Source organism: Anaeromicropila herbilytica, from assembly GCF_016591975.1.
GTDB classification, from domain to species: domain Bacteria; phylum Bacillota; class Clostridia; order Lachnospirales; family Lachnospiraceae; genus Anaeromicropila; species Anaeromicropila herbilytica.
In genome coordinates, this window is record NZ_AP024169.1 from 507691 (window position 1) to 523168 (window position 15478).

The 15478-nt window shown below is 34.6% G+C and carries 14 protein-coding genes; 3 read left to right on the forward strand and 11 right to left on the reverse strand.

The window, feature by feature from the left end:
* Positions 1-112: 112 nt before the first annotated feature.
* Positions 113-508, reverse strand: a complete 396-nt coding sequence (locus tag bsdtb5_RS02165) for a pyridoxamine 5'-phosphate oxidase family protein (RefSeq protein WP_271714415.1) — start codon at positions 506-508, stop codon at positions 113-115.
* 124 nt (positions 509-632) lie between these two features.
* On the opposite strand from bsdtb5_RS02165, the gene bsdtb5_RS02170 reads away from it, so the two are divergent.
* Positions 633-983 carry a winged helix-turn-helix transcriptional regulator gene (locus bsdtb5_RS02170; RefSeq protein WP_271714416.1) on the forward strand — a complete coding sequence of 117 codons (351 nt, stop codon included), beginning with the start codon at positions 633-635 and terminating at the stop codon, positions 981-983.
* 364 nt (positions 984-1347) lie between these two features.
* On the opposite strand, the gene bsdtb5_RS02175 is transcribed toward bsdtb5_RS02170, so the two are convergent.
* The 10 genes from bsdtb5_RS02175 to bsdtb5_RS02220 all read right to left on the reverse strand — a co-directional run bounded on the left by bsdtb5_RS02175 (position 1348) and on the right by bsdtb5_RS02220 (position 12008).
* Positions 1348-2526: an ABC transporter permease gene (locus bsdtb5_RS02175; protein ID WP_271714417.1), complete on the reverse strand. Its 1179-nt coding sequence runs from the start codon at positions 2524-2526 to the stop codon at positions 1348-1350.
* A complete protein-coding gene (locus tag bsdtb5_RS02180; protein WP_271714418.1) occupies positions 2489-3226 on the reverse strand; it encodes an ABC transporter ATP-binding protein in 738 nt (245 codons plus the stop codon). Before bsdtb5_RS02180 ends, bsdtb5_RS02175 begins: the two co-directional genes overlap by 38 nt.
* 16 nt (positions 3227-3242) lie before the next feature.
* On the reverse strand, positions 3243-4814 hold the full coding sequence (locus bsdtb5_RS02185; RefSeq protein WP_271714419.1) for an efflux RND transporter periplasmic adaptor subunit: 1572 nt from the start codon (positions 4812-4814) through the stop codon (positions 3243-3245).
* A gap of 16 nt (positions 4815-4830) precedes the next feature.
* Complete coding sequence (locus tag bsdtb5_RS02190; protein ID WP_271714420.1) at positions 4831-7446, reverse strand: S-layer homology domain-containing protein; 2616 nt, start codon at positions 7444-7446, stop codon at positions 4831-4833.
* A gap of 196 nt (positions 7447-7642) precedes the next feature.
* Entirely contained in the window at positions 7643-8383 is a 741-nt protein-coding gene (locus bsdtb5_RS02195; protein WP_271714421.1) for a LytR/AlgR family response regulator transcription factor, read from the reverse strand.
* Entirely contained in the window at positions 8373-8717 is a 345-nt protein-coding gene (locus bsdtb5_RS02200; RefSeq protein ID WP_271714422.1) for a hypothetical protein, read from the reverse strand. The genes bsdtb5_RS02195 and bsdtb5_RS02200 overlap by 11 nt, the downstream gene beginning before the upstream one ends.
* Before the next feature lie 130 nt (positions 8718-8847).
* Complete coding sequence (gene floA / locus bsdtb5_RS02205; protein WP_271714423.1) at positions 8848-9813, reverse strand: flotillin-like protein FloA; 966 nt, start codon at positions 9811-9813, stop codon at positions 8848-8850.
* A gap of 172 nt (positions 9814-9985) precedes the next feature.
* The gene (locus bsdtb5_RS02210; RefSeq protein ID WP_271714424.1) at positions 9986-10477 is read right to left on the reverse strand and encodes an NfeD family protein; all 492 of its coding nucleotides are present in this window, start codon (positions 10475-10477) and stop codon (positions 9986-9988) included.
* A 151-nt stretch (positions 10478-10628) separates the two neighbouring features.
* A complete protein-coding gene (locus tag bsdtb5_RS02215; protein WP_271714425.1) occupies positions 10629-11477 on the reverse strand; it encodes a sensor histidine kinase in 849 nt (282 codons plus the stop codon).
* A gap of 87 nt (positions 11478-11564) precedes the next feature.
* The gene (locus bsdtb5_RS02220; RefSeq protein ID WP_271714426.1) at positions 11565-12008 is read right to left on the reverse strand and encodes a GNAT family N-acetyltransferase; all 444 of its coding nucleotides are present in this window, start codon (positions 12006-12008) and stop codon (positions 11565-11567) included.
* 344 nt (positions 12009-12352) lie between these two features.
* Between bsdtb5_RS02220 and bsdtb5_RS02225 the strand changes: the two genes are divergently transcribed.
* Both bsdtb5_RS02225 and rhaB read left to right on the forward strand, forming a co-directional pair.
* Positions 12353-13321, forward strand: a complete 969-nt coding sequence (locus bsdtb5_RS02225; RefSeq protein WP_271714427.1) for an AraC family transcriptional regulator — start codon at positions 12353-12355, stop codon at positions 13319-13321.
* 466 nt (positions 13322-13787) lie between these two features.
* Positions 13788-15185 (forward strand): rhamnulokinase, encoded by a 1398-nt coding sequence (gene rhaB / locus bsdtb5_RS02230; protein WP_271714428.1) that lies wholly within the window; start codon positions 13788-13790, stop codon positions 15183-15185.
* Positions 15186-15478 lie beyond the last annotated feature (293 nt).

Consider the following 15478-nt stretch of genomic DNA (forward strand, 5'->3'; position numbering starts at 1 on the left):
GAGTAATTGGTTTATCATATAGAATCTCTATAAATAATAAATAAATCTACAAAGTGATATACATTATATAATTTGAATTAAGGCTGTGAGTACTCGCACAAAAATTCATTTATTAGGCAATTACCTCAGTCTCTGGCTCATTAGTAAATGAATAGAAGGTTGAAGTACCTTTCGTAAAGTAAAGAACTTCAAAGATATCATCATCTGCTTTATACATATTCTTTAAAGAAGGATTAGCATCGATCATAGCTTGCTTTGCTTCTACTCTTTCATCTGCTTTTACTTCTCCAGTAAGACGAATCCATGAACCACCTGTCATTGCTGATATCTCAACTTTAGTATTTTCTTGCATTTGTTTAAAGCAATCTTTCGTATTGTTTGTACAGATATAGAATTTACCGTCATATTCTGCAACTGCTCCAAATGGGCGTACTCTTGGTTGATCTTTCTCTACGGTTGCTAAATAAAATGTGTTTGCTTTTCTTAAAAATTCAATAGTTTTTTGCATGATTGACCTCCATAAAATTGTAGTGTACAATTATTTTATAATATTACACAGATAATACAAGTACGATATTTTTGTATGGTAAGTATCAAAGTATATACTATAGTGATAAATGGAGGGTTTAGAAATGAAAGAAAATAAAATAGATAAGAAAGAATTATTCGGAGTATGCCCATTTGTAACTGCACAAAAGATATTTTCAGGAAAATGGAGTATCTTAATTATGCACTGCTTAAGTAATCAGGTATATCGTTTTGGAGAATTACAAAAGCAAATTCCAGATTTAACGCAAGCTACATTAACAAAACAATTAAAATATTTAGAAGAATACAATATGATCCACCGTGAAGTCTATAACGTAATCCCCCCAAAAGTAGAGTATTCTTTGACAGATTTAGGCAAAGAGTTTCTCCCTGTACTAGATGCATTTGAAATGTTTGGTGATAAGTATATTGAATATATGGAGAAGAATTCTTAGGATTATAATAAATACTATAAATAATAATATTCCAGTTAACTCAAAGTATCATCCAAGAAGTCGCATAAAAAGTCCCTTAACAGAAAACTTGCCTGAATATCACGGTAGGCCTCTGCGGGTTCGGATTTTGTCTTAAAGAGTATTAGAGATTCTTAATAAAAATGGAATCATTCAATAATTAGAAGGAGCGCTGTCTGAGCGTACCCCAGCGAGTTCGCTCCTTCTAATTATGTTTGAATGATTCCATTTTCATTTAGAATCTCTTATACTTCTTTAACCTAAATCCGAACCCGCAGAGGGCTACCGTGATATTCATCCACAACCACCCTAAGGGACTTTTTTTATTTACTTGCTTCCTTTCTATCTATTCACTTCGCAAAGCATCAATAGGATTCATCTTTGCAGCTTTACGTGCTGGAAGATATCCGAATAGGATACCAATTCCTGCGGAAATACCAAAGGAGAGCATTACCGTATTGAAAGATGGAAATGCATTAATCTTAATTAACTCTCCAGCTTTCATCGCGCATAATGTTCCAAGTAATATACCAAGTATACCACCAATGGTACTTGTAGCAGCAGCTTCTAATACAAACTGCCGCATAATATCTTTATGTTTCGCACCAAGAGATTTACGAATACCAATCTCTCTGGTTCTCTCAGATACCGATACTAACATAATATTCATAATTCCAATACCTGCAACAAGAAGTGAGATACCTGCAATACCAGCGATAACAGAGGTTAGGATACCCATCTGAGATTGAATTTCGGTTAAGATATCAATCATGTTGGATACATTATATAATTTGGAATCATGGAAAGTTTTAAATAAAAATCTTTGAATCTCTTTGGTTTCAGTAGATACAACGTCAGTACTCTTAGCAAAGAAGGTGTAATTAGTAACATTAGCAGTTCCAGCTAATCTCATTGCAGTTGTATAAGGAACATAGAAACAATTATCTTCGGACCATTCGGAGGAATCGGAGGATTGTGCTAAGATTCCGCAGATGGTAAATTCTTCTCCGTTAAAACGAACGGTATCTCCAACTTTTGCAGCTCCTTTAAACAGAGTATTATTAATATAGCTACCAATAATACAGACTTTATTGCGAATGGAGATATCGGAATAAGTAATGGTATGACCAGATTGCATTACTTTATTCATAATTTGAATATAATTTTCATCAATGCCTGTAAGTGTACCATTTTCTATTTTTGACGTCTTTTTCGTAAGATTTCCACTTGCTGTTACATTAGGGGATACTCCTTTTAAAGTAGAGGAGTGTTCTTTCACATATTGATACATGTCATCTTCTTTTAACATAACATTACCATTACGTCCTTTTAAGCTTATGGTAATATTATTAATGCCCATATTTGTGTAAGAATCAATTGTACTATTTGCAAAACCTTGCATAAGACTAATTAGGATAATAACCGAGGCAACTCCGATTATCATTCCAAGCATCGTTAAGAAGGTTCTCATTCGATTCCCAGTAATATTAGCCCATACGATTTTCAGTGTTTGCCATAACTTCATTCTTATACTCCTTTGCTTCTCCGTCGAATACAACGACTCCGTCGGATATTTTAATAATACGTTCTGCTTCTACTGCGATGGAGTTGTCATGGGTTATCAGAACAATAGTATTTCCTTCTTGGTGTAACTTTTTTAGCAGGTCAAGTACCTCACGACTGGTCTTAGAATCCAAAGCACCAGTTGGTTCATCCGCTAAGATTAAGGATGGTTTACCAACCAAAGCTCTAGCAATGGAAGCTCTTTGCTGTTGTCCTCCTGATAATTGGGTTGGAAGGTTTTTGTATTTGTCTGCCAAACCTACTTTTTCAAGTGCTTCCATACACCTTGTCTTACGCTCTTTCTCTCCAACCCTTGCATACATAAGCGGTAGAGCAACATTATCTAATACAGTTTGCTTGGGAAGTAAATTATATTGTTGAAAGATAAATCCAATCATTCTGTTTCGAATCTCTGCGAGGGCATCGCCCTTTAACTTACTTACATCGTTGCCATCTAGAAAATATTGACCACTGGTTGGAATATCTAAGGCTCCGATGATATTCATAATAGTTGACTTTCCACTTCCTGATTTGCCGACAATAGCAACCATTTCTCCATGATTTATTTTTAGATTAATTCCGTTATTAGCAGCGACTTCGGTATCACCAATATGGTAGATTTTGCAGATGTCAACTAATTCGATTAGTGTTTCCTTATCCATTTATTTCGGCTCCTTCCTATTCCTCACCGTAATAACTAGTAACCGTATCGTCGAATGGAATATAGACTTCATCGCCTTCTTTTAGCCCATCTTTAATCTGGACGTTAGTTCCATCATTAATACCAATTGTGATAGTTACAGGTTTAAATCCTTTTGGTATTGATGAATCCTGATTTTTCGTTACTTTATCTGATTTCACATATACGATATTATCTTTTTGTAATGCGGAACTTGGAATGGTAAGAACGTTATTTGCCTTTTCAATTATAATTTTACCATTAACATTCATGCCTGGTAGAAGTTTTCCGTACTTTTCAACTTTCACAACAACTGGGTAGGCAGTTACACCATTAGTCGTATTTCCTTTCAGACTGATTCGTTCAATAACACCGTCAAATGTATTGTTTGGAAAATCTTCAGTGGTAATGGTTACTTGTTGGCCAACTTTTACGCTACTAATCTGTAATTCATCAATATTCATCTGAAAAGTTAGATAAGATAAGTCATATATTGTTGCCATTGGGCCAGCAGCAGAGTCAGTTGTTGGATCTATGGTATCACCTTGCTTTTTGGTCTTTGTAATTACTTGGCCAGAGATTGGCGATTGGATCGTGTATTGATCCCTTTGATCTTTTTGCGTTTCTAAAGCCAATTGTGCTTCTTCGATACTTAATTTGGCACTATCAATCTGGTTTTCTAGATCTTTCGAAGAAAGTGTTAGAATAGTATCACCTTTATGTACGAGCTGACCCTCTTTGATAGAGAGTGACTTTATTGTACCTTCGGATTCGGCTATTAGTTTACTTTCTAATTTGGCACGAAATGTTCCTGTACTACTACTAGATACGCCTCCAATGGTTGCTTCGGCAGAATCACCGACCTTAATACCACCAATATTTTTAACTTTTATCGTAACTTTTTTAGTTAAGATACCACCATCCATAACTTCTTCTAAGTTACTTACAGAGGATACGACACCCATTGTTTCTTCTCCAATGGCATCCATTGAGATAGAGGCTTTTTTACCAACCCAAGATTTTTTTACTTCACCAGAAGGAAATGCTAGATCAAGATACATAGTGGTATCATCATAGATGTCTGCAATTGTTTTACCTGTAGCAACAGTATCACCTTTTGATACATAAAGCTTTTTGATATATCCAGTTTCTTTTGAAGCTAAGGTTAGTTTGGATTTTTTCTCTACATAATTGTTGTAATCTTCTTTTGCCTTCTTAACTCCGAGCTCAGAAGTTTTGATGCTATTTGCTATATCATTGGTGCTGATCTGATATAAAAGAGATCCTTTTTTTACGGTATCTCCTTCTTCAAATGGAGCTTTTAATACAGTACCTTTTACGAGCGATTTTACATCATACTGACTTGCAGGACTTAGAGTTCCTGTTCCGGAGATTACCGATTCAACATTTCCAATTACAGCTTTTGATGACATAACTTCATTTGTTTCTTCCTCGGGTTTTGACTTTTTTAAGAAAGAGAAAGCAACAAAGGCAATGACTCCAATAATAAGTACCCACTTTATGATTTTCTTATATTTAATTTGCTTCCAATTAATTTTTTTTATTTTCACTATTCTACCTTCTTCCCTAGTTTGCAATTACAATAATTCGAATTGGTCCCTGTGATTGTGCTACATAGCCATCAACAAGGTGGTTGTTAAATGATGTGATATCATCTAGTGAAGCTTCGTAATATTTTCCATTTGTAAGAAAATAAACTTGTGCGTCATCAGCAATTCGATAGACAGCATTTCCAACATTTGCTTGATTACCACTAATGTAAGAAATACGTACCATATTAAGGTCATACATATCTTTAATCTCGTTATCTTCTAGCTTAATGGCTTTTGGACCAGGGTTAATATTCCATTTTGGTACATCGGTAGTTATTGTAGTCTCGTTTCCGTTTATGGATAGAGTAAGTCTAGTAAGGCCACTTCCGTCTTCGAGTTCAGAAAGATTAACTGACTTTAATAGTCCATATTGGTAACCTGAGTTTACTGTATCGCGAAGGATTAGATCTGTTATTTCACCTGCGGCATTACATGAGTAATAGAGTGTATTTCCTGAACCCCAAGTCATTTCTTTTAATTCAGAAGTTGTTAGAGTTGAGTAACTTTGATCCTTTACTGCAATAATTCGTATATCAGATGCTAATTTACGAGATGTAATATCAGATAGTGAGGAGATGGAATTAGTATTTATCTTAGTAACAACTGCTTCACCGTATTTAAAATTAACATTTACAACACTTCCTTTTGTAATTGAAGAATCCGCACATTGGAAATCACGTAAGACTCCAGAGGTATCAACGAGATGGACAACTTGTTTGATAACGCTTGTCTGGTTTGCATCCTTTACTAATTTATTATCTATACTTAGTACATATCCAGTTAAAGTGACAGGCATCTTCTCCACAGGGTAGATATCAGCAACATTTCCGTTATAACCAAATAAAACGACTACATTATCACCAGAATGGATTCCGTTCTCCTGTAATCTGGTACCCCATGAGTTCTCAATTAAATTATCGGTATCAGAATCGCTTGAACTTGTTGTATTGACTGGTGGTAATTTAAGAGCGTAAGTTTTACCTGCGACTACAATTTCATCTGGAGAGGATATAGATGGACTTATAGAGTTTAAGGTTCCATAGGCTTTTTTGTTATAGCTCCAAACGCTTTTTAATTCATTTGAATAATACATTACATCATAACTTGTAATATCTGCACTTGTAGCTTTTAAACCATTTTTATAAAAAGTTCCTTCTTTTAGTGGGAAGGTTAGTTTTTGTTGCCAATTACCAAGAACAACAGTGCTTGAAAGAGGAAGTATATTCGATACTTTGTCATCCCAGCCAAATAGTAATACAACTGGCATTCCTGTTCGAATAGAAGATTGCTTTATTATTTTCTTCATCTGTGATGGGTTACCAACGGAGTAGGTACTTCCAGCAACAGTCAATTCCTGGGGTTCTGATTGATTGGAAGTAATGTTATCAAGGGAACCGAAGGTTTTCTTACTATATGCCCATACGGTTTGTAATTCAGTGCTATAGTATAGAACATCATAATTCTGAATGGTTGATAGTGCAGTGGCTTTATCGTTTCTATATATTGTAGCTTTACCTGCTTTTATGGAGAGACGTGATGACCAATTCTTATCTGCATTAGTGGAATGAATAGGTAGTACATAGGATACCTTATCATCTTTACCAAGTAGTAGTGCTACTATGGAGCCTTTTTGAATGGAGGAATTCTTAAAGAGAGTTTTCATCTTTTTCGGATACTCTACGGTATATGTAGTGCCAGATATGGCTAATTCTTGTGGTTGATTCTGTGATAGAGTAATATTCTCAATTCGTCCATATACTTTATCTTGATAAACCATAACTTTTTTCAAGTTCTCTACGCAATAAGCAATACTATAATCTTCAATAGCGTCATATGTAGATTTTTTATTATTGATATAAACATGGTAGGAAGAGAGTTTAGAAGAGAGTTTTTTCTGCCACCCCTTCTTTACTAGATATGGACCTTTTGTTTTCTTTTGTAAGATTGCGTCTGTGTCAATTTTACCATTGTCGCTAAGTGCAAAGCCCAGTGTCTTTCCGTAGATATCTCCGGATTTTTGTTTTGCATTTAGTAAGTTAAAAAATAGGTTTTCACAGTCAGAAGCAGTGATTGTATCGTTTTCACTACGTGAAAGATTCTTACTTAGGCCAAGTTCCTTATATTTCGCATATCTAGCATCTGATAGATTATTGGAAAAGTCTGCATTGCTATATCCCAAGATACCTAAGACGCCATAGATTGCTTCTTTCAAAGTGACTTTTTTATTTGGATAGAATTTGCCTCCAAGATATCCCCTCATGTAACCTTTGGATACCGCTATTTGTATATATGCAGCTTTATTACTATTCTTAGGAACGTCTTTAAATAGTTCTAGAGTACTTGTCTTAGTTACATCCCCTGCAAAAGGTGATGCTAATACAACCATTTCGGCAAATTCAGCTCTTGATACATATTTGGATTTGGCGATCACATTACCCTTTTTATCTTTAGTTATACCAAGAAGAGCAGTAACTTCACTTGCTTTCTGATTTGTAGATGCGCTTACGTGGTCTCCAATTACTAATGAGAAAGTAAGTAGCAGAGCAAAACAGAAAATCAATAGATTAATTCTGTATTTTCTTTGATTCATTTCATGTTCCTCCATTTATGAAATATTTTTACAATATAAATAAAACTATATTAACAGAAAATGTATCTTTATATCCTTATATATTTCTTAAATTTTCTTAAGTAAAAATGACAAATAAAAAAAATCACCATAATTTTTATTTATGGCGATTTTTTTAGTAACGATATATGAAATCAATTCATGAAGGTTTTTGAATCTATAAAAATCGTTTCTTAATATCTTCATATTTCTCAGAAGTCATTAAAGCATCTTTATCAATGTCCTTAAAGGTAACAATATAAGTCCATCTTCCGTAAGGTTCAATTTTTTTAATCTGAGAAATATTAATTAGATAAGATTTATGGCTTCGAAGAAATTGTTCTTCATCTAATTTTACTTCAATATCACTTAAACTAGCAGAGGTAGTAAAGGAGTCATGTTTCGTATAGATTACAGTGTTAGAGTTCTCTCTTTGAACCAAGATGATATCCTTGATATCGACGAAACTCATACTTTCTTTTCCTTTTACAAGTAAGCGTTCCAACCCTTTTTCGAACTTAATGATCTTATCAAGATGATCGTTATGTTCCGGTTCGGTTAAGGATTTGATTCGATCTAAGGTATGATTGACACGCTCCACGTTAAATGGTTTCATAATATAGTCGAAAGCATATACCTCAAAGGCATCCGAACGATATTCAGGGTGAGCAGTTGCAAAGATAATCTTAGTTTTAGGGTCAAGATCTGCAATAATTTTGGCACAATCAAGGCCACTGGTTCCGTGAATCTCGATATCAAGAAACACTACATCTGCTTTTGTTTTAGTAAATACAGAGACTGCATCGGCAAGATTATCAGATTCTCCAACAATCTCAAAGCCTTCATTTCGTTCAATAATCTTACGTAATAATAAACGAATACCATCTTCATCTTCAACTAGAAGTACTTTAATTGCCATAGGTTCTTCTCTTTCTACGTCTGCATAGTGGTTGGTTAAGAATCTCAGACAGAATAATAGCATCTTTTAATGTATTTTGATTCAGTTCTATATCTAAGACTTTAGGAATATCTTGTTTATTTTCATTACTCGTGGAACGTATGCTATCCATTGAATCTGGATAGGTGGTTTCAACATTAGAAGAATCAGGAGACTGATTCATTGTGTTATTGTTAGTAGTACCCTTATTATCTTTCTGAGATATTGAAGCAGATTGGATGCTCTTAAAAATATTAAGTATCGAATCACTAGTATTCGTTTTTAAGAAATTTGGATTCACTGGTTTTCGAACCATAAGATTCACCTCTATTTGCTGTTTTTTATTATTTTATGATTCGAGAGTTAAAAGCCTTTCATAACATACATAAGTATATAGCGATATACACTCAGCAAACTAAAATAAGGCTATTGTCCCTCGAATCACACTATTTATCATTTTTAATAATGGTTTCTCTAGATGTCTCGGAGATTTTCTCTCTCATCTTCGTATCTGCTTTGATATTCTGCATGTCGAAATAATCCATAACTCCAAGTTTGCCTTCACGTAAGGCATATGCCATAGCCTTAGGAACTTCTGCTTCGGCTTCAACAACGTAAGCACGCATTTCTTGTTCTTTTGCAACAGCCATAGCTCTTCTTTCTTCGGCTTTTGCTTGTGCAATATTCTTATCAGCTTCTGCTTGAAGAGTCTGAAGGTGTGCACCAATGTTTCTACCTACATCTACATCTGCGATATCTATGGATAGAATCTCGAATGCAGTACCAGAGTCAAGACCTTTACCTAAGACCCTTTTTGAGATGTGATCTGGATTCTCAAGTACTTCCATATGAGATTGAGAAGAACCTACGGTAGTTACAATACCTTCACCAATTCTTGCCAGGATGGTTGCTTCACCAGCACCACCAACTAATCTTTCTAGATTGGCTCTAACAGTTACTCTTGCTTTTACAAGTAATTCAATACCGTCTTTCGCAACTGCAGATACGTTGGTTGTTTCAATTACTTTAGGATTAACACTCATTTTAACAGCTTCAAGAACATCTCTACCAGCTAAGTCAATTGCTGCAGCCTTTTCAAATGGAAGCTCAATTCCAGCTCTTTCGGAGGCGATTAATGCATTGACAACACCATCAATATTACCACCAGCTAAATAGTGAGCCTCTAATTGGTTTACATTAATATCAAGACCTGCTTTTACTGCTTTGATTAATGGTAGAACAATCTTTGATGGACGTACACGTCTTAGACGCATACCAATTAAGTTAAAAATACTTACTTTTACGTTGGCTGCCATGGAGGAGATCCATAGACCAACTGGTACAAAACTAAAGAATAGAACAACAAGTAAACCTATACCTACTAATATAATAATACCTACTGATTCTGACATAATATACTCCTTCTGCAATGCTTTTCCTTAGTTAGGAAGCATGCTATAAATATTTGATGTAAATATGATAGTACTTATTTCATTACTATAATCTTATTATGATACGGTTTGGTTAAGTACATCAATATACACTCAGTAAACTAAAACAAGGCTTTTGCCCCCCGAATCTCATTTAAGTAATTGCTTTTACAATTAATTTTGAACCCACTACCTTGTAGATTGCTAGTTTAGTATCCTTTGGAATATATTTGCCTTCGGATATGACATCGAATTCAATTCCATCGAAGACACCTGTTCCAGTAGGACGAAGATCTGTAACGGCGAGTCCTTGTTTTCCTAATAGATAGTTTAAATCACTTGAGCTGATATAACCTTTATCCTTGTTCTGCTCATCCTTTAAGATAATTGGAGATTTTAATTTACCTTTAGAAAGTAGTGCTAGAATAATTGCAAGCATAATACCTAAAAGTGCTAAAATGATAATTGTAATTATGGCTCCCTCTAATATCGAGTGTGATACTAAAAAAACACCAACGAGTAAACATATACTACCTATGATACCTGGCGCTGAGATACCCGGAACAATCATCTCGATTCCGACTAAGACAAAACCAGTAATAAATAGTACCAATGCGATTAGAAATACACCATCGATAGCACCCATTGAATTCCCCTCCCTTTTTAAAATTGTTGGTTGTGAAATTAGTAGTTAGTCTAATTTCACATATGTTTTTGTTTCTTTACTATAAGGTATACTAAATTCAGAGAATATGGAATGGATAATCTCTAAGTTATACATCTTTGACGCTCCAATGTCATTTTTCATTATTGAAATTACAAGCGCTTAATTTTGGAATCTCGATATAGAAACTAGTCTTATCTGAGTTGGAGGTAACGGTTATCTTACCACCTGCATCATGAACTATCTTGGATACGATAGAGAGACCCATACCATGTTCAGCCTCTTTCTTTGTTGTAAAGCCTTGTTTAAAAATAGATTCGATCATATTATCTGGAATCTTAGGACCATTATTAGAGATCTCAAAAGAGTAATGGTATTTAAATTCTCCAATATCCACATAGATTTTCTTCTCGTGCTCAACCTGAGAGAGTGCAGAGATACTATTATCAATAACATTTGATAGTACTTTACATAGATTCCAAGGCTCAAGAGGAATATCAGTAAGATTAGAACGGATCTCAAGGTACAAGTCGATATGATTCTTCTCAGCAGCTTCAATCTTGGCTTGTAAAAGCGCATTGATGGCTGGTTGGGAGGTCTTAAGAGCTTTGCTTACTTTAAGAATATCTTTATAGACTGGATCAATATATTTCTTCGCTTCTTCATATTCTTCTAAGTCCATTAGACCATATATTACTTGAAAATGATTCAGATAGTCATGCCTCTGGGCACGGAGCTTTATGTTCAACTCCTCAAGATTCTTAATGCTTTCTACTAAGTTATCGCTCTTATACCTGCTGGCAAAATAAAGGCCTAGTATTGTAATGAAACTACTTAATAACATCAGTCCGACTGAGAGGTAAAGATATATATTTACGGTATTCAAGTCGGTTAAGCCTACTTTGATAAAGATAATTAAGCTTACGACAAATTGCATTACATTGATTGATAATAGTGTGGCTACAAGTTTTTTTAGGTTCAATTAATTCATCTCCCTAGATTGGTTAGAATGTGATATCTTTTTTGTAAAAGAAATATAGTGGTATTGCCATAATCATTTATATCATTCTTACGAAAAGTCATAAGCCATGATAATTTCATCTTCGTCTACTTCACCGGTATGATAAAAACCTAGAGAAGTATATAGATACTTGGCAATTGCGTCTCCCTCAATATAACAGAGAGTAATGCGAGGATATTTACTATCTTCCTTCATTAGGTTAATTACTTGCTTAACAGCTTCTCTACCATAACCATTTCTTTGATTATTTACATCAATCATTAATTGATCAAGGACAAAGGAATTTATTTCGTCACAATCTCGATACATTAATAAGCCAACAAGGATGTCATAATGATAGATAGCTTTTACAGTGCCTCGGTGATTATGATAAGCATATGCTCTTGCTAATATACCCATTGAACTGCTTACATGATGTTCTTGTTCTTCTGATACTTTTAATTTTGTTACTGCACGCCAGTTGCGTTCATCTACTGCTCTTAAGCAAATCATAGGAATCCTCCATTAGGTAAGTTTGATCGTTGATGTTAGCATTAATATTTTACAGTTTATAGTTATAAATAGGTAGTGATATTAACTAATTATACCATTTTGCATAAACATTTGGAACTCGCATTTATGATTAGAGTATAATAAACAATTTGGAAACAAAAGTTATACTTTTGTAGTAATAACCTATAATAAAAATGTAATAAACTTGGTGTAATATGGATGATGGATAAGGTTGTTTCATATCTTTTAATATGCTATATTATTATAAACATAGACATATAGAATCATTTAATATTGACATCGTCAACATAAGTAAGACATGAATATTAGAAGGGATAAATATCATGAATGGGGCAATATTACAACAACTGCAAAGGATTACGCCAGAAGAACAGGAAATACTGGATGGACGGAATGAAATAGACCGTGAAAGATATATGGATACCTCAGATATGATTGTAGATAGCAAGAAACTATTAGAGAGTGGTAGGTTAATCTGGGTTCGAACACATACCCGCTTTGTCCATTTTCCAAAACATAAGCATAATTATGTAGAAGTAATCTATATGTGTTCAGGTAAGACACATCATAGAATAGATGGTGATGAGGTGATTCTTAATCAAGGAGAACTGCTATTCTTAAATCAAAATGCAACACAAGAGATCTTGCCAGCCTCCAAGGAAGATATTGCAATTAATTTTATTATCTTGCCAGAGTTTTTTGACCAGGCACTTCACATGATGGAAGAAGAGGAGAACTTGATTCGTGATTTTGTCATCGGATGCTTATGCAGTGATGATAGATACACAAGTTATCTGCATTTTAAAGTATCGGATATCCTGCCAATTCAGAATCTTATAGAGAATCTTATATGGACTATCATGAATAATCAACAGAATAAACGAAGTATCAACCAGATAACTATGGGATTATTATTTCTACAATTAATGAACCATACCGATAAAGTAACCGCAGGAAAAGACTATATCGAACAAGAAATTATGCTAACAGTACTTCGCTATATCGAAGAAAATTATAAAGACGGCGAACTATCCGAATTAGCCCATCATATGAATTACGATCTATACTGGTTAAGTCGTATGATAAAAAAATTAACAGGTAAAAATTATACAGAACTCCTACAGACCAAACGTCTGAATCAAGCTGCCTACTATCTCCAACATACAACCTTAACAATAGCTGATATCGGATTATCCGTTGGATATGATAACCTGAGTTATTTCTACCGAATCTTCAAACAAAAATATAGAATGTCCCCAAAAGAATACCGAACTCAATTCAGTAAAAAGTAAAAGACATTGCACTAGATGCTAAGCATTAGTGTGATGTCTTTTTGCTTCAGCACTGCTAAATTTAATAATTAAAATATTTGCTTCTAATTACCACACGATACATGTTCTTCTTCATAACCTTGCCTGGCGGTTTGCACAAAACAGAGTTAGCAAATGCGCCTTTGAATAGGTATTAGAAGTTCTATTCTCAGAGTATTTTTGTGTTATATCCTAGAACAGATCTGTTTGAGCGAAGCGAGTTATCTGTCCTAGGATATGTCTTACACAAAAATGCTCTGAGAATTAGAACTTCTTATACCTATTCAATGAAGCATTTGCTAACTCTGTTTTGTGCAAACCGCCTACACAACCTTACGATAGGAACATAATTCAATCTGCAAATAAGGACACATTTTTTTGCAACTAGTGATATTTCGAACAAACCATTTATCCTATAGAATATACCTATAAAGGAGGGAAGGCACCGGTGAAATATTATTTAGCAATTGATATAGGAGCTTCCAGTGGAAGACATATTTTAGGACATATTAGAGACGGGAAGATGCAACTAGAAGAAATCTATCGCTTCCATAATGGGATGTCAGAAAAAGATGGTGAATTATGTTGGGATTATGAGTCTTTATTTACGGAAATAAAGGCCGGAATGAAAAAGTGCAGCGAGTTAAATAAGATACCAGTGAGCGTTGGTATCGATACTTGGGCAGTCGATTTTGTTCTATTAGATAAGGAAAATAAGGTTCTTGGAAATACCGTAGGCTACCGTGACGGACGTACAAAGGGTATGGATCAAAAGGTGTATGAGTGTATTTCAGAAGTAGATTTATATAGAAGAACTGGTATACAGAAGCAAATATTTAATTCCATCTATCAGTTAATGGCAGTGAAAGAGAATCATCCAGAGTATCTAGAAAAAGCGGAAACGATGCTAATGGTACCGGATTACTTTCATTACTTGCTATCAGGAATTAAGAAGACAGAGTATACCAATGCAACGACAACAGGACTTGTAAGTCCTGATACAAAAAATTGGGATTATGATTTAATCAACCAGTTAGGATATCCTCGTCAAATATTTAGGGAGATAAAAGAAGCTGGAAGTGTAATAGGAGGCTTAACAGAGGAGATTCAAAAAGAAGTTGGATACAACTGTGAAGTAATCCTTCCAGCAACTCACGACACAGGTTCGGCAGTATTGGCAGTGCCTTCCAATGAAGAAGATACGCTATATATTAGCTCTGGAACGTGGTCGCTTATGGGGATTGAACGAATAGAAGCAGATTGTTCAAGCAACAGTAGAGAACACAATCTTACCAATGAGGGCGGATATGAATATCGCTTCCGTTACCTTAAAAATATTATGGGTCTGTGGATGATTCAGTCCATGAAAAAAGAAATCAAGGAAGACTATAGCTTTGGTGAAATCTGTGAGATGGCTTCAAAGGAAACCATAGAATCTATAGTGGATTGTAATAATGACTGTTTTTTAGCACCAAAAAGTATGAGTGAAGAAGTTCAGAAATATTGCTTAAATACCAATCAGGTTGTACCAAAAACAGTAGCTGAGACTGCAGCAGTTATCTATAACAGCCTAGCAAAATGCTATCAGGCAACCATTGAAGAGATTGAAGAATTAACAGGACGCACTTATGGTAAGATTCATGTCATTGGTGGCGGAGCTAATGCAGAGTATCTGAATCAGATTACAGCAAGAGATACGAAGCGAACCGTGTTAGCAGGCCCGGTGGAAGCAACAGCAATAGGTAATCTTATGGTTCAGATGATTCAGAAAAAAGAATTAGAGAATCTTGAAAGTGCTAGAAACTGCGTGTATGAGTCATTTGAGATTAAGAAGTTTGATGCATAGAAAGCATTTATTCATAAGAATTGTTGCTGTTGAACAATCAAGTCATATCAGCAATCTGACATTGATGATAAATAGTAAAACATGGTATGTTACGTCATAAGTTAGATGGCATATTAGACCATTAATCAAGAAGAAACAATCAGGAAGAAACAATAAAAATAAACAACAAATACAGGTTGAAAGAAAGTAAAAAAAGGAAAGGAAAGCCACGTAAAGATTCTTTCAACTGGTGAAATAGAATTTCACATAAATCGTGGCAGTAACACATGAAAATACAGATGTGTTTCGTGATG